Consider the following 25,115-nt stretch of genomic DNA (forward strand, 5'->3'; position numbering starts at 1 on the left):
GCTACTTTCATAAAAAAGATAAACACTATCGCTATCCAGTCTCTATTTTACTTACATATTCTTCAATTTTAAGGTGGGGCATTTTTCCGAAAAATGTGATTGCTTCTTTCTATGCTCCAAATGACAAGAATTAAAATGAGCGTGATGAAAGCGCATACAATACATCAATATATTCTGAATATTATAATTAAATAACGTTTGTCACACTACTTCTCTATTGCAAATGAACAAGCATTAAGATAAGTCCGGCATATAATATTGTACGTACCATCTATTAGCTGGGTCGATTTCTTTAAACTAGACTTCTAATTAAAATAAATCTACCACCGTACCATAAACGAAAAAGATTAAAAATAGACTCAGAAAAAAGGAGGTTTATTTATGGATTTACTAGATTTCTTAAACAAAAACTATTATATTCTTGTCCCTGCACTGTGGGTAATTGGTTACGCCTTAAAGCAAACTCCAAAGATTGCAAATTGGACAATTATCTGGATTCTCTTAGGTTTATCAATTACGATTGGAACATTTGCTTTTGGCTTTTCCGCAGACGCAATTCTGAATGGCATCATTGCAGCTGGAGTAGCCGTTCTTGGGCATCAAATGTTTAAACAAACTTTAGGGGGAAGAAATGGAAAGAGAAAGATCATTACTGTTGAGGAAAAAAAGACGGAGAAAATCGAAGAAACATAAGAAATGATAAAATACTTTCTAACTTACTCATGTCAAAATTCTCCTCAACAAGATTTTTTTACTCTCCTTTCCAAATTAAAAATACAAACTCTCTTAAAACTTTAGAAGCCTCTTATGTAAAACAATATTATTAAAATGAAAAGACCGAGATTGTACAAAAAGAGCAGAAATACTCCTGCTCTTTTTGCTCTGCTCCATATTTTTCAACGCTCACTTAGTTATTCCATCACTCTGTTACAATCTTGGATCAACAGGATCCGATTCCATCGCTAGAACACCGAGGACACATTCATGCACTCTTGAAATCGATTCTCCTTTGACGAATCTTTCGACTCCTTCTAACCCTAAGGCGAATTCTTTTAAAGCAAGCTTTTGCTTCTTTCCTGTATTTCGTTTCTTTAGCCTTTTTAAATTCTCTGCCCGTAAATAATCCATTCCATAAATAATATTAAGATACTTCCTCCCCCTTACTTTTATAGCAGGCTGCACAAGCCTTCCCTTCGATTTAGACATAAATGTTTCTGGTTTAATAACGATTCCTTCATGTCCATCATCGGTGATCAATTCCCACCATTTGATTACCGCTTCTTCACTCTTTGGATCGTCTATAATCATATATTCCGTTTCAACAAAAAGATTATCTACTAATGTAAGTTGCTTGTTCTTTTCCATATGCCAAGTATGCGGTTTATTAAAGAATGTTTCATGACTATGGGCTAGTAAATGGAAAGGAGCAATTTGAATTTGATGAATCTCGTTAATTTCCCAGCAGTATTTCTGGAAAACTTCCTTGAAGACATGGGCATTTGATAGTTTCTCTTCATATTCTTTGAGCCATGACTTTAGTTCTTTATTATTCTCTACTGCATTTTCAAGCCTCTCCTTTAATAGACTTCGATCTAATATTGCCTGTTCCGAGACATGGGCATACTGACTAACAATCAGTTCTTTCGCTTTTAAATTCCACGGCATAATTTCAGCATCTAAAAGAAGAAAATCGGTATTATTTTTTGCAAAATAATCACTTTTGACTAAACTATTATTTAGTTTCGATACTACTTTTAACTCCATCTCTTCATTAAAAAATCTCCTGCCTGTCCGCGTATATATAATTCCTAACGTTTTGCGACCAATATATTGAAGAGCTGTTTCCTTATCCTTGAATAAAAATAAAATCCCCCTGCTGCCCATATGTTTCTTCTCAGCGACCATACGTTCAATTCCCATGCTTCGATAGTAGTCTATTACTTCTCTCGGATGTTCTAGGTAGTCCTCTAATGTGGAAGGAGTTGGCGCAGGACTCATCGTAGGTGGAATATAGACCATCTCTTCAATCGGGATAGTAAAATGCGATACGGTGTCAATTGATGGAACAATATGCTCCTTAGGTATTTGTATTTGACCTAAAGCTTCGGTTAAAACGGTATACCCATTTAGAAAATTCCCTATATTCGGAGGATCTAGTCTTTTTTTCTTTTCTTCTATTAAAGGATTATTTTTTTCATGGGAATATACTTCTTTTGCTTGAACAGAAATAACTTCCTTTTCTGGATAACGAAAAGCTGTTAACTGACCTCCAAAAACGACTCCTTGATCAATATTAATCGTATTGTTGATCATTAACGGTTTTAGCTTAGGATCATGTCCCCAAACGATCAACGTGCTATTATGATGATGAATTGTCCAATCCTTCCGTTTTGGTCTGCCATTTTCGTCTAATCCGTCCACATCTCCATAACGGCAAAAATCACTAATTTTATAAGACTGTTTGCCAATAAATTCATCTTTAATCCCAGCATGGGTACACACAACTGTTGGGATACTGTTCTTCGTTAAAACATAATGGGATGGGGCTTTAAGAAGGAAATGCTTTAATTCCACTTTGAAGTCATCAGCTTTATCTTTACCCATTACTTCTGCATACTTCTTCAGCTCTTTCTCTACATTTTCATCCCCGTGAGTTAACGTTACGTTTCTCCCATCTAACCAACGGGCAATTTTCCACCCGTGATTGCTATCTATCATATAAGCAAGTTTTTCTTTTGAATGACGTAAGAAAAACTCCAAAGTTTGCAAAGATTTGGGTCCTTTGCTCATAATGTCTCCAAGTGACAGAAACTTTCTTCCTGTTGGGTGAATGTAAAAACCTTCCGGATTTTTTACATAACCTAGCTTTTCCAGTAGAAGAATTAGCTCATCATAACAGCCATGTATATCCCCGATTATATCTATTCCATTGTCGGCTGCTAAATAAAGCGGATTACCCCTTCTCCTAGTTACTTCTACTTCATCCGTATTGGAGATAAAATAATGAGCGAAATATCCTTCTTTCTTTATGAAACGTCTCCCGCTTTTAAATATTTGATATTGCTGTTTTATTCTCCTGCTACCTCTTGGATGTTCACGGCTATTATCTCTTTCAAGCAAAATATTCAGATCGACATCCATGACTAGAGCCATAATCGGCACATGATTTTTCTCAGCGATCGCAATATATCTTTTGCGGTCTTCAGGATTAAGATGGGTTGCATCGACAATAGTTAGTTTGTTTAATCTACATCTAGTTTCAATTAACTCATCCATTAGCGTAAAAGCTTCTGCAGAAACTTGTTGATATTGATCATAAAGACTATTGGCTTCATCATGAGACCGTTGTTTCCAATCAATAAATTGAACATCACCTACTAATATTCTAAAATTATCAGAACTTGCTATCTCAGATGGAAGAATCTTACCTCTGTTTATTAAATGTTTTAAAAAAGTAGATTTCCCGCTATTTGAAGGGCCAATAAGTAGGATAATTCCTGCATAAGGTAGCACAATTTCCATGTTTACTGCTCCTTTCTCATAAACAAACACATTTGTGTAGGGGTGCCGTAAAGTTCGTGCTCCTCACCTATCCCATCAAAAGTTAATTCGTAATCATTTTTTCCATTTTGGATTTCACACCATTCACGAAATTCGTCTCTCGTCCACTCAAAGCGATGATCCGGGTGTCGATACTCTTCATTCATTTTATACACTTTATTATATTCTTGATTTGGCGTCGTAATCATGACTACCTTAGGCTTGTAATCATTTAAAATGGTTTTCATGATTTTCGGGAGTCGGTGCTTGTCGATATGTTCGATTACCTCACAAAGGATTACAATATCTTTATTTTTTAATCTTTCATCAAAATAAAAAAGAGAACCTATGATTTGTTCTGGCATTAAAAAATTTTCTTTCCGTGCCATTTTCTCATAACGTTTTAAAGCTTTTATGGAAGCAGATTCTGACGGTTCCACTGCTAAAATTTCTTTAACCCCTTCTATAAATCCTAGTTGAACAGATAATTTCCCTTCACCAGAACCAAAGTCTACAATACTATCTTTAAAGGGAATTTGTCGAATACTATCAATAATTTTCTCGTATCTCAGATCATTTAATCTCATAGTTCTTATTTCATCATTATTGTCTTGATTATTTGAACCTTTCTCAGTTTGCTTTTCCACTAAGCTGTACAGATCTTTAAATCGTAATGCTTGGCGTAATATAAACTCTCTTTGCGGATGTGCATCAAGCCAACCTTCTCCATATCTTTCTAACTTTTCTATTTCTTTATCATCAATGTAATAATGCTTATAATTATCTAAAACAGGAATCAACACAAATAACTGCCGGAGCCCCATTTGCAGCGTTGTTAAACCTTCAACCGTAATATATCTGGCAGAGCTTTTAGTTTTGAAATTCATATGATAGTCGATTTCTCCAGCAGAAATGGTCGTTTTATACCCCATTGGAGCAAATAATTCGATAATATCATTATCAGATAATTGAGAAGAAAGTGGACCAAAGCTAAATTGTAGATTAAATCGATGATTTACCCAATGCTCATATTCTTCATGTGGCTTTCCATTCAATGCTGTTGCAAGAGCAGATCTTAAAAATGTACAAAAGATGCTACTAACAACAAATTCACGATCATTAATATATGAAGTTATCTCGTATCTTTCAGAATTATTCCTTGAAAGTTCGATTGGATCCGGTGTGACAAAAAAGGTCACTTCCACTTCCTCTTTTGAAAACTTACTAAAAAACATCCGTACGAAATGGTTATTTACTTGTCTTTCATAAAGATGGTTTGGATTTTTTGCCAATAAGTACGAAAGCACCTGAACATCCTGTCCTGACGCTCTAATTGTTAATTGCACCGTATGAACACCTACTATCTTTTTTACGCATAATTTGTAATTTGACTTCCTGTGAGTCCAAAGATCATAAAAATTGACTTTTTGACACCGTAATTAAACTGCCTCATAATGCCATGTACCGTCATCAGAAAGATATTTCCGACATTGATTATTAGCAACCAAATATTCTAAATGGGCCAGAGCCTCACCTATAGCAAATCTCATTTGATGAAGATTTAAATGTTGAAATAATGAGATGGTCACTTCATACACTGTTGCTGGCTGCTTAACGATATGATATGTAAACTCCAACCGTTCTTCATGATGATCAATCAACTCATCAATGCGGCTATTAGCATTTTTAAAAAGCTTAAAGTGCGACGGGAACACATATTGTGCATTTAATTTTTTAATCTTCTCCAAAGAGGTAATGAATGATTGCAATGGATTGGGATTCCCTCTAAATCTGTAAGAAATATTTGGTGATACTTTCGGAAGAATATGATCGGTTGAGAAAAGAATACTATTCTCCTTATTATATAAAACAAATAATCCATCAGAATGTCCAGGTGTGAACATGACTTCAAACTCTAGCTTCCCAAACATGATTTTCATTCCTTCGACAACTTCATGCTGGACAACAGGATATGGCTCAACCCGCGCAGTGAAACTTTCTTCATCGGTCATGAGCTGATCCATTAATTCTCGTGGAAGACCGCATGTAAAATAGTCTTGACGCTTCCTCTTTAATGATGAGCTTTCCCAATAAGTTAAACCAACTTCAGCATCTGTTTTTGTCATCCACACATCTGCACCTGTTAACTTTTGCAAACTGCCAGCATAACCAAAATGATCGGGATGGTAATGGGTAATAACAATATTTTTAATGTCATTTTTGGCAACGATCGGAGCCCATATATTTTTTGTTACCTCCGAATGTAACCCTGTGTCCAAAACCGTTTTTCCATTACTGCCATCGGCGATAAAACAATTGACATGATTTAGTCGGAAAGGTAAAGGGATGGTTATTTGTTCAATTCCAAACTCAGAAAGCATGCTCTTCCTCCTCAATCAATCTCAGGTTGAATTTTATACAAATAAAATGATAGCAATTTTCAGAAACTTATACAATAACTTAAATTTTGCCTAGCTAGTTAAAAATAAAAGTCTATCTTTCTTGATATATTCAAAATTAAATAAAGAAAGCAACACATAATGTGAACTGTACTTTTCACTCAAGTACTGTACACATGTGCTGCCGATTTATATTTTTTTATCAACTTCTGAAGTATCAACATTTGTACCAAACCAGTGAACGAGCTTTTCTTTAGCTTTCCCTTTTACTTCATCATCAATATGAACAGCAACTTGAAATAAAGCAACACCAAGCGCACCTAAGTCATCGGTAAAGCCTACACCTGCCATAAAGTCTGGGATTAAATCAATCGGAAGAATGAAGTATCCAAGCGCTGCTAAAATGGTTATGCGCGCTTTTTTAGGCAGCTCAGGCTTCTGAAGTGTGTAATAGAGCAACAGTGCTGTATACACGACCGAATGCCCTGCCTTTAACGCAAATCGCTTTAATTTGCTCCAAAACTTTTGCTCTGAGTAGTGCTTTTCCATTCCTTCCATCTCGATAACACCTTCTTTCAACTGCCTTATATTATATCTTATCTTCGGCAAATTTACATGGATAACTAATAAACTTTTAACGCCTCAAACTTAAATCCACCGTATCGATAATTTTGGTTTTTGTACATTTCCTTAACGCTATCCTCTCCGTCTGCTACTAAAATAATTCGTTTGTCGGCAAACTCCTCCATGATAAATTGTTGAAGTTGGCTTGCTACTCCTCTACGGCGATAGGAAGGTAAGATAACAAGGCCGTCTATTTCAACCGTTTCATGCCCAATAATAGCGTCGACCATACCAGCTGGATTGCCATCATAGTAGGCCATCAACTGCATAAATTTTTGAGAGCCGAAGTTTTGCACATGTATATCTCTTTTTTGTCTCGCAAAATCCAGACTAATCTCTGAGTCAATTTCATATGCGAGTTTGAGAAACTGACACAAGTTTTGATCTGTTACTTTGTCAACAGTAATCGTTTGATTTTTATCCACTTTAGCAAAATCACTCGGTAAAATATAATAAAATTCTTGAGAACCAATATTAAAACCAGTATTTTTTAAATACTGCCAAAGCTCGTCGGGTATCTTTTCGTTCTCTGGAAATAAAAGCTTAACATGCTCTTGCCCGTTTTGTTGGTGAAAATCTCTTAAATATTGCACCGATTCTACTAATTCTGCCAACGTCGGCACTCTCTTAAACTGTATGAAGTTTCCATCATATAATAATAGCATTTCAGCAGTATGATAATGCCTTATTAACTGATTTTCAAATACCATTTCCCCTCTATAAAAAATATCACTAAACACCCCGCTGAGCCCCCTCACTTTTATCAATTAATTTACTCAAAACGAGCGGTTCTTTCTAAATAATGGCACCTTTTTTCTAATAATGCGTGCGCCGATGAACATAATGACGCATATCGTTGCTATGAATAAAAATCCAGAAAGTTGAAATGCTACCTCAGCAAAATTCATTCACATCAACCCCCTTTTTCTTTATTATGTGGGCGCACAGGCTCTACCCAAAATGAAAACAAAGAGCAAAAATAAAATGGTAGATCCTAGATAAATAACCGCCAGCATGGAAGCCAATAACAGCTTGTAAAATGCATGATTAAAAATGGCACCTGCATGATTCTTTTCTTTCTTTTGAGTAGTCTCTCTCTTTCTTGCTGTAATTGCTCAATAAAACAATCTTTATAATAATTTACCATTGTACGCATACAATCGATGTTGCTCTACAAACCCCGCATGACGGTAAACACTTAACGCAGCATTATTGTCTGACTCGACTGTTAAAGTAATCACCTCAATCTCTTGAAATGAAAAAAGAAAGTCCAGGCCAGCGATGATTAGCTCTCTTCCAATTCCCCGATTTCTAAAAGCGGGAGAAACAGAAATAAAATGAATATCCCCTTCAGCAAATTTCGGATCTGCTTCACAAAAAATGTAGCCACAAAAATGCTGCTCCAGCTCTGCCACTAATATTTTTTGTGTTTCCCCATGCATTTTAATCATCTCATCAGCACTAAAGTAAGCATTTGGAAAGGACTCCTTATGCAGGTAACGGATATGTTGAAAATCTTTTTTCTCCATTTCACGAATCGTTACTGGAGAAGCTGTTTTTAACGGTAAATGACTTGCTGAAATTTGCAAAATCGAGTGCTCACCACTTTTTACTGCCCCGAGACTTTCCATAAACTGATTTCCATTTACATTGTGCACATTGTAAAATCCATAAACCGTCTCCAACGAAAAAGGGAGCTCTTCAATAAGTTTTTTCCACATTTGTTCCGCCACTTTATGCCACTCTAAATGGGCAATAAAAGGACCCCACACTTCCGCTTCTTTTGATTCCTTATCAATATCTAATCCAAGTACCCCAACTAATTGCTGATTCTGAAATGCACCGATGACAGAATCAGCAAATGCAAGATCGGAAAAATCAGTCGAAAGTACATGCTTGATTTCCTCACTATCTATGCCACAATAACCGACATGCTGAGTCGGTTGAAGATTCATTTTACTAATAAAAGCGGAAGCTTCATCAATCTCTTTCATTCTTCTAATCTCGATCATAAATATCTCCTCCATTACGTCTTCATTTATTTTATCATATCGCTTGAAGGCCTCTGACTAAACTTTTCTATATATCAAAATAATAAGATTGACATAACACCAAATGGTGTCGTATATTTTTTATATATAACCTTTTGGTGTTATATTAAATACTTTGGAAGGAAGAGTGAAAATGGAAGATATTAAAGATATAGAGCAAACGGTTGTCATCAATGCCCCTATTCAAAAAGTATGGAATCATGTTTCTACCTCTGATGGAATAAGTGAATGGTTCATGCCGAATGATTTTAAAGCAATAGTTGGACATGAATTTCATATTCAGTCCCCTTTCGGCCCATCTCCATGCAAGGTGTTACAAATCGAAGAACCGCATCTTATTTCGTTTGCTTGGGACACTGACGGCTGGATCGTTTCTTTTCAATTGAAAGATCTAGGAGATCGTACAGAATTCACCGTTATTCATGGAGGCTGGAAGGCACCAGATCATATTGTACCAAAAGCAGGTGAAGACGCTACAATTATCCGCGACAGAATGAACGGCGGCTGGGTAGGAATTGTTCAAAAACTTCAAAAGGTAGTTGAAGGATAGGTGGGAGCAGCAAAGCATGATGTCTTTCAAGCTATTGCTGATCCTACTCGAAGAGAGATGCTTCGACTACTTGCTGTTAAAAATTTGCCTATTTCTGAAATTACAGCACATTTCCCAATTAGTCGGACGGCCGTTGTCAAACATCTCCATATTCTTTCTGAGGCACAACTTGTTCAAGGAACAAAAGTCGGACGAGAGAAAATCTATCAATTACATCCTGACCCCCTTGTAGAAGTGAAGGATTGGCTATCGTTTTATGAACAATTTTGGAGCAATAAGCTTGCCCTATTAAAGTACCAAATGGAGAAAGATTAAATCGCTTGGGCTATTCCAAGCGATTTTTCTTAAGGAATGAACTAAACACAGCTAAAGAGATTTCAACCAGCTCCAAATTGTATCCAGTCATGTCAGCGATTTTTTTTGCCCATTCTGAGTTCGACTGTAATGCTTCCTCTTCCTTTAACCCTTCATTTGAGCTAAAATAACTCTTCCAATCGTAAAATTCCCAATGTGCTACTTCTTCTTTATATGGAACACGACATTCAAGCAGCGGCTTATGAGAAATATTTCGTTGCGAAAGCTCAGCGGCAATTAAAAACTCGTTCATCTCAATCGCTTCAAGCTGATAAGATTGCTTCGAGACCTTTCCGTTCGGTCGATAATAGAAAATTTCCACCTCGTCATTTCTGGGAAGTACTTGAACAGATGCCGCTGGAAAAAATCCAGTAAGCAACTCGTTCGTATAATCTTCACTATTTAAATCAAGCAGTATTGGATTTAGCCATTGATCGCCCAGATCACATAAGTAGCGATATCCGTTCTCATCTTCTGCAACTACCGCAGCATGCGCCCTCTTCGTCTTCATTTTTGAACCGATAGGATAAGCGGTTATCCCCTCTTTGTGAAATTGATCAAGCAGCCATATTGCTAAATCAAAACAATTTCCTGTAATGCCATATTGTTGACGATGCTCTTTCATAAGGGCTATATCACGCTGTTTTTTTTCTGTTCCTAAAGTACTGTACCAAGCTTTCGTCAATGTTTCCATAGGAAAGCGATCAAATTTTCGCCAAACAGATAGAATTTGTTGTGGAGCGTTCATGTTTTACACCTACTTCATCTTTTTCTTTGTTTGATTTCATTTTGCATGGGTTTTGACAACAACTACTCATACTCATTTTTTACACCACAGTTCACATAGACTGCAGTATCAATTTAAGGAGCGGAGGGTAACGAAAAATACTGGACTTAAAAATATTCTCTATACATGCTTTAAACTCCTTTTTTATCACAAGTGAAGCACTGCCATTTTTCATAATTGTTTTTTCTATTCTTCTCTACATTGTTGTCTTCCAACTATTCGTTTAGAATGAGACTATACTTAAAATTCAGGTGATGAACAATGTTTAAAATTTTACTTATTGAAGACGATATCTCTCTATATCACGAGATAAAAGAAAGATTAACGGGTTGGTCCTATCATGTTTCAGGAATAAAAGACTTCGGCAACGTCTTGCAGGAATTTTCCACCTTCAAGCCTGATTTAGTTATCATTGATATTCAATTGCCAAAATTTGATGGTTTTCATTGGTGTCGAATGATCCGTTCCCATTCAAATATTCCGATCGTTTTTCTATCTTCTAGAGATCATCCAATGGATATGGTAATGGCAATGCAGCTTGGGGCCGATGATTTTATTCAAAAGCCTTTTCATTTCGATGTTCTCATCGCAAAGATACAAGCGATTCTTCGACGTGTCTATAATTACAGCACAGAACCAGTTCAGTTAAAAACATGGTGCGGAGCTACTATTGATTATGAAAGAAACATGGTGACGAGCGAGAATGGAACGATTGAACTAACCAAGAACGAGATTTTCATATTGAAACAATTAATTGAGAAGAAAAACAAGATTGTTACAAGGGAAGAACTGATTAGAAGCCTGTGGGAAGACGAACGTTTTGTAAGTGACAATACCTTGACGGTAAATGTTAATCGCTTGCGTAAGAAGCTGGGGGAAATCGGTCTTGAACCGTTTATTGAGACGAAGGTTGGGCAAGGTTATATGGCAATTGAAGAGGAATTAGCATGATAATAAAGTATATTCAAGAACGTCTCAGCTGGATTCTTTTTTTCCTTTTTAGCCAACTGCTCATTATCCTTATTACTTTTCTAGAATCAACAATCCCCTTGCTACCGATACTATATAGTGTTTTCCTAGCGACAATAGCGTTTATTGTTTTTCTCACTATCCGCTACCATAAAGAAACAAGGTTTTTCTTAGTCCTTGAACAATGGGAAAAGGATTTTGATCTCTCGAAATTAACTTATGCCGAAAGTCCCTTTGAGAGAATGGTCGAAGAAAAAATCTCCAGTCAAATCGAATATTTCAAACAATTCGCAACAGCCAACAAATGGGAGCTTGAACAGGAGAAAGATGAACTATTATCTTGGATACATGAAGTAAAAACCCCGTTAACTGCCCTTCGCTTAATGATCGAGCGAATCGAAGATGAAAAATTAAAAGAAAGAATGAGCTATGAATGGCTTAGAATCGAACATCTTCTCGACCAACAGCTGCATCAAAGGCGACTGCCATTTATGGAAAATGACCTGTACATAGAAGAAACAGATTTAAAAAATATCGTAATTCAAGAAATAAAAGGGCTGCAATCATGGTGTATGCAAAAAGGAGTCGGTTTCGAGATAAGCCTTGAGAAAACACATGTTTTAAGTGATGCGAAATGGCTTTCATTTATTATAAGACAGCTGCTAACAAATGCAGTCAAGTATAGTAAATCTTCCGATATTCACTTAAGTAGCTTCAGTATAAACGACTCTGTTGTTCTAAAAATAACAGATTTTGGACGCGGGATTGCTCCTAAAGACCTGCCTCGCATTTTTGATCGAGGTTTTACTTCAACTTCCCATCATCAGGATCATTCAGCAACTGGGATGGGGTTATTTTTGGCAAAAAAAGCGGCACAATCTCTTTTCATAACGATCGAGGTTGAATCAAAGTTAGGACATGGTACAAGCTTCACTTTGACTTTTCCAAAAAAGAATACATTACTCAGCTTGGCGACTCACGTATTTCATGATTAGTGTGAACGAAATCTTTCTTGCATGTGACAAAAATGTCACATGCTTTTCCATTTTGTTTGCTCAATCGCGGGAATTTTCTAGTTCCCCCCTTTTATAATAGGCCTATAAAGAAAAAAGGAGTGCTTGGTATGACCATATTAGAAGCCACAAAAATATATAAAAGTTATGGAAATAAATTTAATAAACAAGAAGTCTTGAAGGGTTTAGATATTCATATTGAAAAGGGTGAATTTGTCAGCATCATGGGTGCTTCAGGATCTGGTAAAACCACCTTACTAAATGTGTTGTCATCCATCGATAAGTCAAGCGAAGGTTCTATTAAAATTGAGGGTAAGGAAATAACTAGGTTGAAGGAAAAAGAACTTGCAGAGTTTAGAAAAAAGCATCTTGGATTTATTTTTCAAGAATACAATTTGTTGGACACGCTCACGGTGAAGGAAAATATTCTTTTACCCCTATCAGTAGCCAAGATATCTAAACAAGCAGCAGAGCAAATGTTCACCACCCTTGCAAAAGAACTCGGGATTTATGAAATTAAAGACAAGTACCCAAATGAAATTTCAGGTGGGCAAAAGCAACGTACCTCAGCAGCGCGAGCATTTATCCATGAGCCAAGCATCATTTTTGCCGATGAGCCAACGGGAGCATTGGACTCAAAATCAGCTTCTGATCTTCTTAGTAAACTGAGCGATTTAAACAGAAATCGAAAAACAACAATCGCCATGGTCACTCACGATCCAATTGCAGCAAGCTTTAGTCATCGTGTCATCTTTATAAAAGATGGCCGCATCTTTTCTCAAGCATATAGAGGCGAACAAAGCAGAAATTCTTTCTTAAAAGATATTATGAAGACACAAGGCGTCTTGGGCGGTGTACAGTATGAAGATTAATGAACTTATTTTACGCAATTTAAAAAAGAACTTAAAGAATTACTATCTTTATGTCTTTGCATTAATCTTTAGTGCTGCTTTATATTTCGCCTTTGTAACCCTTCAATATGACCCATCTTTAGATGAAACAAAGGGCACGGTTAAAGGTGCGGCGGCAATTCGGTCTGCCTCGATTTTATTGGTTGCTATAGTATCCATTTTTCTTCTTTATGCAAATAATATTTTCATAAAAAGACGCAGCAAAGAGATTGGTTTATTCCAGCTAATCGGAATGACGAAAGGGAAAATTTTTCGCATATTAAATACAGAAAACTTTGTTCTCTATTTTATCTCTTTAGGATTAGGAATTTTTGTCGGATTTGCCGGTTCAAAATTAATTCTCATGATTCTTTTTAAAATTACAGGTATTGAGACGGAAACGTCATTGCGCTTTTCAAGCGAGGCTCTTTTGCAAACAGTCGTCATTTTTACGATCATCTATTTGTTAATTATGCTTATGAATTACTTATTTATTAAACGACAAACGATTTTATCATTGTTTAGAGTAAATTCATCAACAGAGGGCAAATTAACACGAATGTCCTTTTGGCAAATTTTGATAGGAATTATGGGAATAATCCTTATTATTACTGGCTACTACGTTTCCTCGAAACTGTTTAGTGGAGAATTTACTACATCGATGGAATTGGTACTAGCGATGACTTTTATTCTTGCTTCCGTTATATTAGGAACCTATTTATTTTTCAAAGGCTCAGTTAGCTTTATTTTTCATCTTATTCGAAAAGGTAAAAAAGGCTATTTAAACATTAATGAAGTACTATCTCTTTCTTCTCTAATGTTTCGAATGAAATCAAATTCGCTGATGTTAACGATTATTACGACAGTGTCCGCGCTGGCTATCGCTTTATTGTCATTGTCCTATATCTCATATTATTCTGCTGAATCAAAAGCCAAAAACTATGTGGTTAGTGATTTTTCAATTACAAATGAAGAAGATGCTAAACTTTTTAAAGAAGCGCTGGATAGTAAACAAATCCCATATACTACTAAAACCTTTAATATTATTCAAGTTGAATCTGATCTCAATGATATCATTGAAAGTGATACAGAAGGATTGTACGCAGACATTGGCAAATTTGTGCTTCCTGTGATAAGTGAGAAAGAAGCAGTGGGCTTTAATGTTTCGGCTGATGAAACTATTTTTTCAGGCTATGATGACCTTCTGCAAAAGTTTATGGAGTTTGCAGACTCTGGAGAGGTAGTGTTGACGGGAAAGACTGAAAAGATTCCTCTAAAATATAAAGGACTTGAGAAAGATTTTCTAGTTTCCTGGCAATTTACCGGTGGTGGCGTGCCTGTCGCAATCGTTGATGACAGCATCTTTAAGCGATTATCCACTGACTTGGATCCAGCCATTCAAAAAAGCTCCTCCTTGTTCGTTGGCTTTGATATAAAAAAGGAAGAGCATTTAGAGAAAGCAAATCAAATTTTTGAAGAATTAGAATTTGACGAAAATTCATTACATGCATCGCAAATGCAGACTAGTAATGCAGAAAAAGGAAATATGGGGCTTGTCATGTTTATTGTTTCCTTCCTAGGCTTGACCTTCCTCATTACATCCGGCTGTATCCTTTATTTTAAACAAATGGGTGAGAGTGAAGAAGAAAAACCAAACTATACGATTTTACGAAAACTAGGCTTCAGTGAGCAGGATTTAATAAAAGGCATAAAGTTTAAGCAGTTATTCAATTTTGGAATTCCCCTCATTATTGGTCTGTCGCACAGCTATTTTGCTGTACAATCGGGGTGGTTCCTGTTCGGTTCAGAATTGTGGACACCAATCATCATCGTCATGGCTATCTATACCGTACTTTACTCGATCTTCGGCTTCCTATCTTTGTTTTATTATAAAAAAGTAATAAAGTTGTCGCTATGAATAAGAGGGTGTCCAAAAAAACTAAGCATTTTTGGATACCCTTGATTTCTCATAAGAAATCTTCGGAAAATGGTTCGGGCAAGGATAACCTTGGATGAAACGATGTGAAAACATCTGGCTCTAAACATAAGTGTATAAAACGACTTTCCATAAAAAAATGCCTGACTAAACGAGCAAGTTGGAATGCAGAGGTTTTCGCTTTTTTCATGTAGGTTTGATATTTAATCAGTTTATTTGAATGTTTTAACTGATCGGAAGAGGGAGACCCAATGAAAATAATACCTGAAAAAAATAAGCGATTTGAATTTGAAGACTGGATTAGAGAAAATGGTTCCTCATTATCTCTATATATATATAAACAAGTAGGAAATAAGGAATTAGCAGAAGATTTATATCAGGAAGTATTAATTGCAGCGTATTTAAAGTTAGAACAATTTGAAGCGCGAGCCAATTTCAAGAGCTGGATGTATAAGATCGCAATCAACAAATGTCGTGATTTTTGGAGAAAGCAAAAGACCCTCCAAAAATTCTGGGAGGAAAAGGTTTATCATTATGTAATGGAGTGTTCGATCCCAGAGCCTGAGGATTATGTGTTAACTAAATATTCAACAGAAGAAATGATCGATACGATCAACGAGTTGCCTACGATTTACCGGGAGCCCATTCTTTTATACTATTTTAAGGACAAGTCATTACTAGAAATAAGCACAGCCAAACAACTGCCGTTATCTACAGTAAAAACAAGGATAAGAAGAGCAAGAAATCAATTAAAAGAAGTGCCACTATTAGCGGAAATAGTGGCAAATTAACTTCAGGTGAAAAAAGAAAGTTTTCACTGATGTGATCGTCAATACGAAATAAAAATTCCTTTGGAAAATGCGGCTGCCTTTATCGTTTTCTCCCTTTGCTTTTTTTGCATTGGAATTTTTATTCTTTCTTGACCCAATCGATAAAACTCTCGATAACACTATCTGTATAATTTAATAAAATCTATCAATAAGTTTCCCCTCTGCCAATTAGCGTCGGCATGATTAATTAAACTACCTTAGTCGCTGTAGAGTAAGATTAATTATTTGCTTGCAAAAATGCGATCAATAGCCGCCACTTCAAGCTCTGTTAATTGGACTTCGACAGCTTTAAGATTACTGGTAATTTGTTCAGGCGTTTTTGCTCCTGGAATAACGGCATTAATCGCCTCCCGAGTTAAATACCATGCCAAAACAACATGACCAACCTGACAATTTTTCTCATTAGCGATTTTATGTAATTGATCCATTTTAGCCAAATTCTCAAAGTAAGCATCCCCTTTAAATAATGGGTGCTGCTTTTGACTATCGGTTAATGGCGTATCTTTTTTATACTTCCCTGTTAACAAGCCTTTTGCTAACGGGAAATACGGGATGAAAGAAATTTCTTTCTCCGTCACGTAAGGAAATATCTCTCGTTCCGCTTCCCGGTTGAACAAATTGTAATGGGATTGCAGCACTTCGACATAGCCATCTTGATTTGCTTCCATTAACTGCTCTAAATTAAAATTCGAAACACCGATAGCTCTTATCTTCCCTTGCTCTTTTAGCCTTTGCAATGCACCTACTGCTTCTGCTTTAGGCGTTGTTTCATCAGGAAAATGAATATAAAATAAATCAATATAATCCGTTTGAAGTCTTCTTAATGAATCTTCTACGCTTTCAATCAAAAATTGCGGTGTATTATTGTGAACGACCTTGTGATCAACAAACGTATAGGACGCTTTTGAGGCAATGACAAAATCATCCCGTTTACCATGTTCTTTCATGACTTCACCAATTAATTCCTCTGACCTGCCTAAACCATAAAAATAAGCAGTATCAATGAAATTCATGCCATTATCAATTGCAGTACGAATGATTTTTTTTGAAATTGTTTCGTCAATATCCTCATAAATATTATGGCCACCAATCGCATTTGCCCCCAGTCCGATCGGGTTTACTTGCAAATCCGTTCTTCCGATATGAGTTTTTAACATCCATCATCCTCCTCTCATTTCATACACTTTTACTATAAACGTCTAATTTTTGATTTGCGAATATAAGGACTCAATTTTAAGAATATTTTTCTTAATTAAAAATGCAGCAGCAGGTCATGATAAACATTGATTAATAATATTTTTAAGTAAACAGCAACACCGTCATATAACACACCTTTTGAATAAAACGTCTCAGGTGCCATATCAACTAAAGTATGATTTATTGCTCCAGCGAATAGAATTCAATTCACTATGCGGATGCAGCTCCATTTTTAAGTTTCTAAATTCTTCTTCCAGCTCGCTTAATGAAAGTTTATATAATTCATTTTCTTCTTTTTGACAGACGAAATAAGGATGGAGTCTACAAATCAGATCATTGCGCCGTTTTTCGACAGCATGACGAAGCCATTTTCCCATGTATAGCTCTCCCTTCTTCCTTTTTGTGTAAAAAAAGACTCCTTTATTCACTACGTTGTAAAACGTGAAGGAATAAAGGAGCCATTGGTTGACCAAAAGGCATTTTTCTTACTTTACCAACTTATTTACTAGGTTTAAAACTTTGCTTAAACTTTATAATGATTTGAGGCTTTTGTCAATAATTTTTTCAAATTGTTCCAATCAAGTTCACTCAAAAAGTAATATATATATTACATTATGTCAATTATATGTTACAATGGGTGTGAGAGGTGAACTTTAAAGGTGGAGAATAACGTTAAAATCGCTAGAATTCAAGTTGATTTAACACAGCAACAACTTGCAGAAAAAATTGGGGTCACTCGGCAAACCATTAGTTTGATAGAAAAAGGCAAATATAATCCATCCTTGAAATTATGCCTAGAGATTTGTTATGCCGTCAACAAATCATTGGATGAGTTATTTTGGATTGATCAGGAGGAATCAAAAACATGAAGATAATTAAAGATGAACGATTACAAATGCAAAGTTTAAAAAATATTCGCATCGCTTTTATCGTACAAACGGTTGGGATTCTCGCAATTCTACTGTATGAAACGATAACCGTGGGATTTACTCAGGCTAGAGCAAATCCAATATGGATCGTCTTTATGCTTTCTGCAGTTGTTTTAGGTTGGCTAAACCTCAGAATTTCTGTTGACACCTATGAAAATACAAATCCACGAAAAAAACCGGCACCCTATTATCGAGTTATCATGCTTTCTTTAGGAGTCGGTATCGCTGTCATGCTGCTCGCCGTATTAGGTCCTGACAAAAGCAGCGTTAATGAAGCACTGCTTGTCGGCGCAATTGTTTTCATTTGTTTTCTTGCACCTTTTTCATTTGTGCATTTCTTGCAAAAGAAGCGGACAGAGGATCATGAATGATGAACTCATTTAATTTCAGCACCTGATGCTTTCTTCAACTCCGCGAAAGCAAGAGCTCAGGTTGTTCAAGGCCTTGACTCTAAAGAAAATCGAGCAAGGCCAAAATTTTACTACATTGCTTTAAAGTTTCACTTTTTACTGCTTAATCAGCCAGCGATAAACGAACTTAGGAAGAAAGCTTTTGAATCGATATCTCCTCATTGCATTTTCCTCCCTTATCTTGTAAATTTTTATCCTTTATAAATCCACTTTAATAAGTTTGTAAAATCTGCTTCTGACACTTCCTTTGGATTTCCTTGTGTACATATGTCCTTTTGTGCACTCTTGACAATCTCTAATAAATGCCTCTCATATGAGAGTTCAGCAATATTAGCCGCCTGCATAGTCTGTGGAATTCCCAATTTTTCATTTAGCACTTTTATGGCGGTAGAAAGACTGATGACAGCTTCTTTTCGAGTTGAGCAAGGTAACCCAAGGATTTTTGTCAACTCCATATACTTCTTGGCAGCCTCTGAAGTTTGATAGGTATTGTCGCATAATCCGCCATTATACTGGATAACGTAAGGGAGCAATAAGGCATTGCTTCTGCCATGCGACATATGAAACTTGGCTCCTATCGCATGAGCTAAGCTGTGGGTAATTCCTAATGAAGCATTTGTAAATGCAATACCGGCCATACATGAGGCAAGATGCAATTTCCCTCTCGCTTCCAAATCATTGCCAAATCGAAATGCTCTAAGCAAATACTTAAAGACACTCTTTATCGCCTTTTCGGCATACAGATCTGTAAATTCTGTTGCCCTATTGGAAACATATGCTTCTATGGCATGGGTCAATACATCCATTCCTGTATCAGCCGTGACGGAAGGTGGAACCGTTTTTGTCAATTGTTCATCTAAAATGGCTACATCTGGAATCATTCGCTCATCATTTAAAGGAATCTTTATATTGTTTGTCATATCTGTAACAACCGAGTATGATGTAACCTCAGAACCCGTTCCACTGGTGGTAGGTATCGCAATAAATAATGGTTTAACACCTCTTTTATCGCCTGGTTTTTTTTCCATTATTTGATAATAAAAAAGTAGGATTGCTTTTGCTACATCAATGGGTGAGCCTCCGCCGAGAGCGATTATCACATCTGGCTTCTCTTCAAGAAAAAAAGCAAGACCGTTTTGAACGGTTTCAAGCGAAGGATTTGGCTCCACCTCTGCAAAAATTTTACAAGCTCCTGCTTGCAATCGATCTGTAATAGCATCTGCGATCCCGAACTTCACCATCATTTGATCGGTAACAAGAAAGGCCTTTCTTGCCTTTAATTCTTTCAAATAGTCAATGGAATCGCTGCCGTTATAAATTTTTGGTCCTACAAAAAAGGATTTCATCTGCCGCTACCTCCGTGTCTCTAGCTTAAAGCTTCTTAAATTGTGAAAATAATCACATAAATACAAAGATGAAGAAACTGCAAATAAAGATTGTTGTCGCTGGAGGATCAATATACGTATCTACATAGGAATTAAACGTTTTGTCTGCAATTTCTCCAAGAACTCCAGCAATTACTGCAAACAATGCGCCGTACAGTATGCTGCCAGTAGCAATTGTAGCGTAACCAGCTACCAGGGTGATATGATGTGTTGCTGGAATATCAAATCCAAATTGTAAAAGGATTAAAAGAGATGCGCTGATAACAAAACCAAGAACATTAATCTGAGTAAGATCAACAAGATAGGAAATAACCAGTCCAAATCCGAGCGAATAGATTATGATAAACCATAAGGATTTCGCCCCAGGTGCAAAATCCCTCTTCTCTCCATTCGTGGGTGCAAACTTTCCAATTAATCCTGATTTGCCAAAAACAAATCGAGAGATAACACATGAGATAAACACCGTTAAAGCAACTGTATCGACAGGTGTTTCAAAATGAACCAATGCGCTGTTAATAAGATGACCGATAATTCCAAACATCCCGCCGATCAATAAAACACTAATATCATTTGTCTTCTTTAAAGGAGTTACAATATCCAATGCACTGTCAAGCACTTTCTTTTTGTTTGCGGCAAATGCCGCAGCTGCGACACCACCGGCAAATGCAATATGAGGACCTAGCAATGTTCCAAATACGACATCATTCAATATAGTCGGAGGCCCACCAGCTGCGATGACGCCTACCCCAATTAATCCGACAAACCCAGCAAAAATGAAAGCCGGCAATGCTCCAAATAATGCACCAAATACCCCACCACCAAATGATGCTAAAATTAATTCCCAGGACATACAACCCTCTCCTCTTCAAATTCTTTTTTGAGCTTAATTATGGAAAAATAGAATTTAGTAAAGTGCGCTAGCTTATTATTGTTATCTAACTGATAGACCATCTACTAAAACACATTTTCTTCTTCTAGCAAAGTTTTTTGCCGATGTTAGCCCTTCTCCTGTAGGACCAGCAATTGTAAAGGTGGTATAGCCTTCCCCTCCAACGCCGATTCCCGCATAGGACGGTCCATTTTTTACAAAGATTGTCGTTTGGATTGCCTTTGCAAATTTGGTGAGATTGTCGACGTTCTTTGAATGCATAATCGCTGTATGACGGAAGCCGTGCTCCACTTTAACCGCCAAATCAATCGCAGCATCCACGTCTTCAACCCGTACAATTGGCAGAATAGGCATCATTAATTCGGCTGATACCAAAGGATGGTTGCCCTCAACATTCATAATTGCGACTTTTGCACCGGCTGGTACTTCAGTGCCAATATGCTTTAGAATATAGGTAAGGTCTTTCCCCACAAATTTCTTATTAGCGTGTCCATTATCGACAACCAATTCCGTTAATTTCTCGATCTGATCCTTGCTCTTTATAAGAAATGCCCCATTTCTCGTCATATAAGAAACTAAGTAATCAGCAACCTTTTCAACCACAATGACTTCTTTTTCTGCTACACAAGGCAGGTTGTTATCAAAGCTGCAACCATCAATAATGTCCTTCGCTGCCTTTTCTAAATCTGCCGTTTCATCAACGAGTGCAGGTGGATTTCCTGCACCGGCGCCAATCGCTTTTTTCCCACTTGATAAGACCGCTTTGACAACGCCTGGACCGCCTGTTGCCACCAGCATTCTGATTTTTTTATGTTTCATCATCACGTTTGCCTGTTCAATCGTTGGCTCCTGCACCGTTGTAATGACATTGTCAGGTCCGCCAGCCTCAACGATCGCTTTATTCAATACTTCAATCGCTTTAATTGAAGTTTCTTTCGCTGTCGGATGTGGACTGTAAACAATTGAATTTCCCGCTGCAATCATCCCGATAGAATTGCATATAATCGTTTCTGTTGGATTTGTTGTCGGCGTAATAGAGCCGATAACACCATAAGGAGATAGCTCAACAATCGTTAATCCATTGTCTCCTGAAAAAGATTCGGTTCTTAAGTCTTCAATTCCAGGCGTTTTTTCAGCAGCAAGAATATTTTTAATCACTTTATCTTTGTAATTTCCCATGCCCGTTTCATCAACTGCCATTTGAGCAAAGAATTCTGCGTTTTCGATGGCGGCCCTGCGAATAGATTCAATGATTTTGCCTCTTTCTTCAAAAGAAAGCTTAACAAGCTCTTTTTGAGCAACTTCCGCAGCCTCAATAGCATCATTCATATCCAAAAATATTCCATTTCCAATGCTGCCTTGAGGTTCACTCCTCGTCGAACTCATTTCCTCCAATACTCTTCTTACAATTTCTTCTATTCCCCGTTCTTCAATAGCCAATTTAATCCTCCTCTTTCTTTCTCAAAAATACTTCAATTGCTTCTGTTGCAATGACCATATCCTCTTCAACCGTCCCACCGCTGACACCAATACCACCTATAACTTGTTCTTCAAGTTTAAGTGGATATCCACCACCAAACGTGACAATTTTCTGATTTGTCATTTGAATTCCATAAAGCTCTGTTCCAGGTTGAATAATTGGAGCAAGTTCATGGGTCGCCATTTTTAAAGCAACGGAAGTATAAGCCTTATTGAGCGCAAGCTCTAAGCTTGCTAATAAAGAATTTTCCATACGATGTAATAAAATTGCATGTCCAGCAGAATCGACAATCGAAATCACCACTGGAACACCTATTTCCATCGCTTTTTTTTCAGCTGCTTGTGCCATTGCAGATGCTAATTGTAACGAAAGGCCAAACGGAGCACCGCTGCCTTTTAAAGCTTCTAGTCTCCCGATAACTTTTGTTTTTATCTCTTCTAGCTGGCAGTAGTATACTTCAGCTCGAGCCAGCATAAACAAAAGATCTGATAAACGGTTTACATATTGGATAACTTCGCTTCTGACAATCGATGTCTTCGCAAGCTCTACAATCAGTCGCTCTGCTCTTCGAATAATCGCTCGCGATAAATGGAGATTGGCGGAGGCGTTCGTATCTCCAGGAATGATAAATTCATGGATTGGACCGATCGTTTGTTCAAACTTATCTATGAGTTCCTCAAATTCAACTATTTCTTTTGTGCTAATCTTATTCGTTAAAAGGTCCTTCCCCTTCTCATCGCTTGCTAATTCTGCCCCAACAACAAAAAGTTGTTTTTGTATTTCTCTTATAATCGACTTAATTTCATCATTGGCTATTTGCGAAAAAGCAACACCCAGCGCTGCATTCGCTTCGTCCAGAGTCCCATAACAGGACACCTTGAGGCTATCCTTTGAAATGCGACCGCCGCCTAGAAGCCCTGTCTCCCCTTTATCACCTTTTTTTGTATAAATCGCCATTTAGGTCACATCCTCTTAACTTACTTCCATAGAATCGACGATGCCAACAATCGCCGAGTCGATACACGAAGGAGTCGTTCCAAATACATACATGGCAGGCTCCCCTTTTGTCACCAGTACATGTTCGCCCGTTCCTGCTCCTACCGAATCGACCGCAACTTCAAAGGCACCTAAATTGCCGTCCTTCGGATTGACCTGTTGAACAATAAGAAGTTTTTTCCCGACGAGTTCCTCGCTTTTTCTGGTTGCAACAACACTTCCTAAGACTAAACCTACATACATTTTTCCATTCACCTGCCCCTATTCTTCTTGAACAATTTTCACTCCAAGCTCTTTCGCTGTATCAAGTGCAAGAGGACTTAAAATGGTTGTACGGGGAATTTCTATTGCCATTCCTCTCTCCTTAGCCCGGGCGATATCCTCTCGTGTCAGAATCTTTTTCTTTAAAAAAACCTTCGATTGTTTTTCTGCTGATGCCTGAATGACTTTTTTGGAAAAAGTAAAGATATTTTTTTGAACAGTTTGAAATAGCTCTCTCGCAGCTACAAGCATTACTCCATAGCTTTCTAATATTTCAAGGAAATCGTTCATTTTCTTCACATATGCTTGCTGTCCTTTATTCAAACCAAGGTTTTGCCGAAGAGGATGCCCAACATCGCAAGCATCCTTCGCAGCAATGAATGGTATGCCGCTCATCAGCATATGTGATGCTAAATTGGTTGCCATATTATCAGCCATTCCCAAAGATACTTTCACCATCGTATTAATCGTCAAAGTTGGGACAATAAAGACGCTGATTCCCTCATAAAAAGGACGTAATTCCTTAATCTCTCTTTCGCAGTACACTTTGGAATTATTGAGTTTCTCCTTTATCAATTGAGGTGTGAGAACATATTCGGCACTATTGGAAAGGAGTATTTGCAAATCCCAACCATCAGCCTGTAGAAGTTGAATCTGTTGCAGTGCCTCTTGAAACCCTCCGTATCCTCCAGTAAAAAGAACGGTCGCTTTTTTGCTTCTATTCTGCAATCTCCTCAAGACTTCTTCTACAATACTGTCCAATATTAGCTCTGTGTTCATACTTTCACCTCATCTCCAACTGTTTAAAGCTATGCCAAGCGGGGTAATCAGAAGCGGATGGGCAGGCTTAATTGTTTCAATCCCAACTTCTTTAAAGAAGACTTTTTCAAAATCATCAAAACAGCTTGCGCCCCCTACCACGTAAATTTTTTCCACATCATAATCTTGCACATGTCTATTCACAATTGCGGCCATTTTTTCAACAACTGGCTTTATGACTGGAAAAATCTCATTTTGCTTCGTGCGCTCTTTCTTTAACTGCTCTGCTTCGGTTAGTGAAATTCGATAATGTCCAGCAACAACCAAACTCATATGTGTTCCTCCAGTCGGTTCGTCTGCTGTGAAAATGACTTTTCCTTTTTTTATAATGCTTATACCTGTCGTACCACCACCAACATCAACAACAGCTCCGTCTGTTATGCCTAGTACGGAAGCGGCTGCGGTCGGTTCATCAATAACATTTGTCACTTCCATCTCACAAGCTTCAACAACATTGGCTATCGCTTTCATATTTCCGCCGATAGTACCTGGTGGAACAGCGGTGGCAGCGTGCGTTAACCGAACTCCAATCATTTCCTCAACTTGCTCCTTTAGTTGTTTGACGATCTGTACAGCACCTACATAATCTACTACTAATCCGTCCTTCACCACCGAAGCCGGATACGTGGCTCCTGCTACTGGGTTTCCTTGCTCATCAACAACAGAAATAATGATATTTGCTGTACCGAGATCGACTCCAACCTTAAAGTTTTCTGTAACTAAGTTTGCTCTCCTTTCATCTATCAACCTTGCAAAGCTTGTTATATAATTATTGACTTTTTCGAGATTTATAGACATAAGCATCT

Annotated in this window: 27 protein-coding genes; 10 read left to right on the forward strand and 17 right to left on the reverse strand. The window is 37.3% G+C overall.

Annotated features, from left to right (window positions below; translation table 11 throughout):
• The first annotated feature begins 381 nt into the window (after positions 1 to 381).
• Complete coding sequence (locus tag NST02_RS14185; protein ID WP_095308607.1) at positions 382 to 693, forward strand: phage holin family protein; 312 nt, start codon at positions 382 to 384, stop codon at positions 691 to 693.
• Between the two features lie 234 nt (positions 694 to 927).
• On the opposite strand, the gene NST02_RS14190 is transcribed toward NST02_RS14185, so the two are convergent.
• The 7 genes from NST02_RS14190 to NST02_RS14220 form a co-directional block, all read right to left on the reverse strand.
• Positions 928 to 3,522 carry a polynucleotide kinase-phosphatase gene (locus tag NST02_RS14190; RefSeq protein WP_137744178.1) on the reverse strand — a complete coding sequence of 865 codons (2,595 nt, stop codon included), beginning with the start codon at positions 3,520 to 3,522 and terminating at the stop codon, positions 928 to 930.
• Positions 3,523 to 3,524: 2 nt separating this feature from the next.
• Positions 3,525 to 4,886, reverse strand: a complete 1,362-nt coding sequence (locus NST02_RS14195) for a 3' terminal RNA ribose 2'-O-methyltransferase Hen1 (protein WP_340949168.1) — start codon at positions 4,884 to 4,886, stop codon at positions 3,525 to 3,527.
• Positions 4,887 to 4,979: 93 nt separating this feature from the next.
• Entirely contained in the window at positions 4,980 to 5,921 is a 942-nt protein-coding gene (locus NST02_RS14200; protein WP_340949169.1) for an MBL fold metallo-hydrolase, read from the reverse strand.
• A gap of 207 nt (positions 5,922 to 6,128) precedes the next feature.
• Entirely contained in the window at positions 6,129 to 6,497 is a 369-nt protein-coding gene (locus NST02_RS14205; protein WP_095308593.1) for a YkvA family protein, read from the reverse strand.
• 65 nt (positions 6,498 to 6,562) lie between these two features.
• Positions 6,563 to 7,303 carry a GNAT family N-acetyltransferase gene (locus NST02_RS14210; RefSeq protein WP_340949170.1) on the reverse strand — a complete coding sequence of 247 codons (741 nt, stop codon included), beginning with the start codon at positions 7,301 to 7,303 and terminating at the stop codon, positions 6,563 to 6,565.
• Positions 7,304 to 7,339: 36 nt separating this feature from the next.
• A complete protein-coding gene (locus NST02_RS14215) occupies positions 7,340 to 7,471 on the reverse strand; it encodes a hypothetical protein (protein WP_340949171.1) in 132 nt (43 codons plus the stop codon).
• A gap of 222 nt (positions 7,472 to 7,693) precedes the next feature.
• Entirely contained in the window at positions 7,694 to 8,575 is an 882-nt protein-coding gene (locus tag NST02_RS14220; RefSeq protein ID WP_340949172.1) for a GNAT family N-acetyltransferase, read from the reverse strand.
• A gap of 172 nt (positions 8,576 to 8,747) precedes the next feature.
• On the opposite strand from NST02_RS14220, the gene NST02_RS14225 reads away from it, so the two are divergent.
• Both NST02_RS14225 and NST02_RS14230 read left to right on the forward strand, forming a co-directional pair.
• Positions 8,748 to 9,164 (forward strand): SRPBCC family protein, encoded by a 417-nt coding sequence (locus NST02_RS14225; protein ID WP_340949173.1) that lies wholly within the window; start codon positions 8,748 to 8,750, stop codon positions 9,162 to 9,164.
• A complete protein-coding gene (locus NST02_RS14230; RefSeq protein ID WP_095308568.1) occupies positions 9,165 to 9,479 on the forward strand; it encodes an ArsR/SmtB family transcription factor in 315 nt (104 codons plus the stop codon).
• 10 nt (positions 9,480 to 9,489) lie between these two features.
• Here the strand turns inward: NST02_RS14230 and NST02_RS14235 are convergent, their stop codons facing one another.
• The gene (locus NST02_RS14235; protein ID WP_095308560.1) at positions 9,490 to 10,266 is read right to left on the reverse strand and encodes a hypothetical protein; all 777 of its coding nucleotides are present in this window, start codon (positions 10,264 to 10,266) and stop codon (positions 9,490 to 9,492) included.
• A gap of 300 nt (positions 10,267 to 10,566) precedes the next feature.
• On the opposite strand from NST02_RS14235, the gene NST02_RS14240 reads away from it, so the two are divergent.
• The 5 genes from NST02_RS14240 (at position 10,567) to NST02_RS14260 (ending at position 15,904) form a co-directional block, all read left to right on the forward strand.
• Entirely contained in the window at positions 10,567 to 11,256 is a 690-nt protein-coding gene (locus NST02_RS14240) for a response regulator transcription factor (protein ID WP_340949174.1), read from the forward strand.
• Positions 11,253 to 12,269, forward strand: a complete 1,017-nt coding sequence (locus NST02_RS14245; RefSeq protein ID WP_137744177.1) for a sensor histidine kinase — start codon at positions 11,253 to 11,255, stop codon at positions 12,267 to 12,269. The genes NST02_RS14240 and NST02_RS14245 overlap by 4 nt, the downstream gene beginning before the upstream one ends.
• 128 nt (positions 12,270 to 12,397) lie before the next feature.
• Positions 12,398 to 13,159, forward strand: a complete 762-nt coding sequence (locus NST02_RS14250; protein ID WP_095308535.1) for an ABC transporter ATP-binding protein — start codon at positions 12,398 to 12,400, stop codon at positions 13,157 to 13,159.
• Positions 13,149 to 15,095: an FtsX-like permease family protein gene (locus NST02_RS14255; protein ID WP_095308527.1), complete on the forward strand. Its 1,947-nt coding sequence runs from the start codon at positions 13,149 to 13,151 to the stop codon at positions 15,093 to 15,095. The genes NST02_RS14250 and NST02_RS14255 overlap by 11 nt, the downstream gene beginning before the upstream one ends.
• Positions 15,096 to 15,364: 269 nt before the next feature.
• Positions 15,365 to 15,904 carry an RNA polymerase sigma factor gene (locus NST02_RS14260; RefSeq protein ID WP_340949176.1) on the forward strand — a complete coding sequence of 180 codons (540 nt, stop codon included), beginning with the start codon at positions 15,365 to 15,367 and terminating at the stop codon, positions 15,902 to 15,904.
• A 260-nt stretch (positions 15,905 to 16,164) separates the two neighbouring features.
• Here the strand turns inward: NST02_RS14260 and NST02_RS14265 are convergent, their stop codons facing one another.
• Together NST02_RS14265 and NST02_RS14270 are read right to left on the reverse strand one after the other, a co-directional pair.
• A complete protein-coding gene (locus NST02_RS14265; RefSeq protein WP_095308519.1) occupies positions 16,165 to 17,100 on the reverse strand; it encodes an aldo/keto reductase in 936 nt (311 codons plus the stop codon).
• A 204-nt stretch (positions 17,101 to 17,304) separates the two neighbouring features.
• The gene (locus NST02_RS14270; protein WP_095308511.1) at positions 17,305 to 17,517 is read right to left on the reverse strand and encodes a Fur-regulated basic protein FbpA; all 213 of its coding nucleotides are present in this window, start codon (positions 17,515 to 17,517) and stop codon (positions 17,305 to 17,307) included.
• Between the two features lie 282 nt (positions 17,518 to 17,799).
• Here NST02_RS14270 and NST02_RS14275 point away from each other — a divergent pair, with 282 nt between their 5' ends.
• Positions 17,800 to 18,009, forward strand: a complete 210-nt coding sequence (locus NST02_RS14275; protein ID WP_095308504.1) for a helix-turn-helix transcriptional regulator — start codon at positions 17,800 to 17,802, stop codon at positions 18,007 to 18,009.
• The gene (locus NST02_RS14280) at positions 18,006 to 18,440 is read left to right on the forward strand and encodes a hypothetical protein (RefSeq protein ID WP_095308496.1); all 435 of its coding nucleotides are present in this window, start codon (positions 18,006 to 18,008) and stop codon (positions 18,438 to 18,440) included. Before NST02_RS14275 ends, NST02_RS14280 begins: the two co-directional genes overlap by 4 nt.
• 230 nt (positions 18,441 to 18,670) lie before the next feature.
• On the opposite strand, the gene NST02_RS14285 is transcribed toward NST02_RS14280, so the two are convergent.
• The 7 genes from NST02_RS14285 to eutJ form a co-directional block, all read right to left on the reverse strand.
• Positions 18,671 to 19,825, reverse strand: a complete 1,155-nt coding sequence (locus NST02_RS14285) for a 1-propanol dehydrogenase PduQ (RefSeq protein WP_095308489.1) — start codon at positions 19,823 to 19,825, stop codon at positions 18,671 to 18,673.
• Positions 19,826 to 19,877: 52 nt separating this feature from the next.
• Positions 19,878 to 20,714 (reverse strand): hypothetical protein, encoded by an 837-nt coding sequence (locus NST02_RS14290; RefSeq protein ID WP_095308482.1) that lies wholly within the window; start codon positions 20,712 to 20,714, stop codon positions 19,878 to 19,880.
• An 81-nt stretch (positions 20,715 to 20,795) separates the two neighbouring features.
• Positions 20,796 to 22,187, reverse strand: coding sequence for an aldehyde dehydrogenase family protein (locus NST02_RS14295; RefSeq protein WP_340950016.1), 1,392 nt, complete (start codon positions 22,185 to 22,187; stop codon positions 20,796 to 20,798).
• Between the two features lie 7 nt (positions 22,188 to 22,194).
• Positions 22,195 to 23,190, reverse strand: coding sequence for a cob(I)yrinic acid a,c-diamide adenosyltransferase (locus NST02_RS14300; protein ID WP_340949179.1), 996 nt, complete (start codon positions 23,188 to 23,190; stop codon positions 22,195 to 22,197).
• A gap of 15 nt (positions 23,191 to 23,205) precedes the next feature.
• Positions 23,206 to 23,472 (reverse strand): EutN/CcmL family microcompartment protein, encoded by a 267-nt coding sequence (locus NST02_RS14305; protein WP_137744174.1) that lies wholly within the window; start codon positions 23,470 to 23,472, stop codon positions 23,206 to 23,208.
• A gap of 18 nt (positions 23,473 to 23,490) precedes the next feature.
• On the reverse strand, positions 23,491 to 24,270 hold the full coding sequence (locus NST02_RS14310; RefSeq protein WP_340949180.1) for a flavoprotein: 780 nt from the start codon (positions 24,268 to 24,270) through the stop codon (positions 23,491 to 23,493).
• A gap of 9 nt (positions 24,271 to 24,279) precedes the next feature.
• Complete coding sequence (gene eutJ, locus NST02_RS14315; RefSeq protein ID WP_340949182.1) at positions 24,280 to 25,107, reverse strand: ethanolamine utilization protein EutJ; 828 nt, start codon at positions 25,105 to 25,107, stop codon at positions 24,280 to 24,282.
• Positions 25,108 to 25,115 lie beyond the last annotated feature (8 nt).

The organism is Robertmurraya sp. FSL W8-0741, from assembly GCF_038004005.1.
In the GTDB taxonomy this organism is placed as follows: Bacteria; Bacillota; Bacilli; order Bacillales; family Cytobacillaceae; genus Robertmurraya; species Robertmurraya siralis.

What these genes read in the sequence shown, in the direction of transcription:
- NST02_RS14185 (WP_095308607.1), top strand. Translation starts at nt 382, where the DNA reads ATGGATTTACTAGATTTCTTAAACAAAAACTATTATATTCTTGTCCCT.
- NST02_RS14190 (WP_137744178.1), bottom strand. Translation starts at nt 3,522, where the DNA reads ATGGAAATTGTGCTACCTTATGCAGGAATTATCCTACTTATTGGCCCT.
- NST02_RS14200 (WP_340949169.1), bottom strand. Translation starts at nt 5,921, where the DNA reads ATGCTTTCTGAGTTTGGAATTGAACAAATAACCATCCCTTTACCTTTC.
- NST02_RS14205 (WP_095308593.1), bottom strand. Translation starts at nt 6,497, where the DNA reads ATGGAAGGAATGGAAAAGCACTACTCAGAGCAAAAGTTTTGGAGCAAA.
- NST02_RS14215 (WP_340949171.1), bottom strand. Translation starts at nt 7,471, where the DNA reads ATGAATTTTGCTGAGGTAGCATTTCAACTTTCTGGATTTTTATTCATA.
- NST02_RS14220 (WP_340949172.1), bottom strand. Translation starts at nt 8,575, where the DNA reads ATGATCGAGATTAGAAGAATGAAAGAGATTGATGAAGCTTCCGCTTTT.
- NST02_RS14225 (WP_340949173.1), top strand. Translation starts at nt 8,748, where the DNA reads ATGGAAGATATTAAAGATATAGAGCAAACGGTTGTCATCAATGCCCCT.
- NST02_RS14235 (WP_095308560.1), bottom strand. Translation starts at nt 10,266, where the DNA reads ATGAACGCTCCACAACAAATTCTATCTGTTTGGCGAAAATTTGATCGC.
- NST02_RS14240 (WP_340949174.1), top strand. Translation starts at nt 10,567, where the DNA reads ATGTTTAAAATTTTACTTATTGAAGACGATATCTCTCTATATCACGAG.
- NST02_RS14245 (WP_137744177.1), top strand. Translation starts at nt 11,253, where the DNA reads ATGATAATAAAGTATATTCAAGAACGTCTCAGCTGGATTCTTTTTTTC.
- NST02_RS14250 (WP_095308535.1), top strand. Translation starts at nt 12,398, where the DNA reads ATGACCATATTAGAAGCCACAAAAATATATAAAAGTTATGGAAATAAA.
- NST02_RS14255 (WP_095308527.1), top strand. Translation starts at nt 13,149, where the DNA reads ATGAAGATTAATGAACTTATTTTACGCAATTTAAAAAAGAACTTAAAG.
- NST02_RS14260 (WP_340949176.1), top strand. Translation starts at nt 15,365, where the DNA reads ATGAAAATAATACCTGAAAAAAATAAGCGATTTGAATTTGAAGACTGG.
- NST02_RS14265 (WP_095308519.1), bottom strand. Translation starts at nt 17,100, where the DNA reads ATGTTAAAAACTCATATCGGAAGAACGGATTTGCAAGTAAACCCGATC.
- NST02_RS14270 (WP_095308511.1), bottom strand. Translation starts at nt 17,517, where the DNA reads ATGGGAAAATGGCTTCGTCATGCTGTCGAAAAACGGCGCAATGATCTG.
- NST02_RS14280 (WP_095308496.1), top strand. Translation starts at nt 18,006, where the DNA reads ATGAAGATAATTAAAGATGAACGATTACAAATGCAAAGTTTAAAAAAT.
- NST02_RS14285 (WP_095308489.1), bottom strand. Translation starts at nt 19,825, where the DNA reads ATGAAATCCTTTTTTGTAGGACCAAAAATTTATAACGGCAGCGATTCC.
- NST02_RS14290 (WP_095308482.1), bottom strand. Translation starts at nt 20,714, where the DNA reads ATGTCCTGGGAATTAATTTTAGCATCATTTGGTGGTGGGGTATTTGGT.
- NST02_RS14300 (WP_340949179.1), bottom strand. Translation starts at nt 23,190, where the DNA reads ATGGCGATTTATACAAAAAAAGGTGATAAAGGGGAGACAGGGCTTCTA.
- NST02_RS14305 (WP_137744174.1), bottom strand. Translation starts at nt 23,472, where the DNA reads ATGTATGTAGGTTTAGTCTTAGGAAGTGTTGTTGCAACCAGAAAAAGC.
- NST02_RS14310 (WP_340949180.1), bottom strand. Translation starts at nt 24,270, where the DNA reads ATGAACACAGAGCTAATATTGGACAGTATTGTAGAAGAAGTCTTGAGG.
- eutJ (WP_340949182.1), bottom strand. Translation starts at nt 25,107, where the DNA reads ATGTCTATAAATCTCGAAAAAGTCAATAATTATATAACAAGCTTTGCA.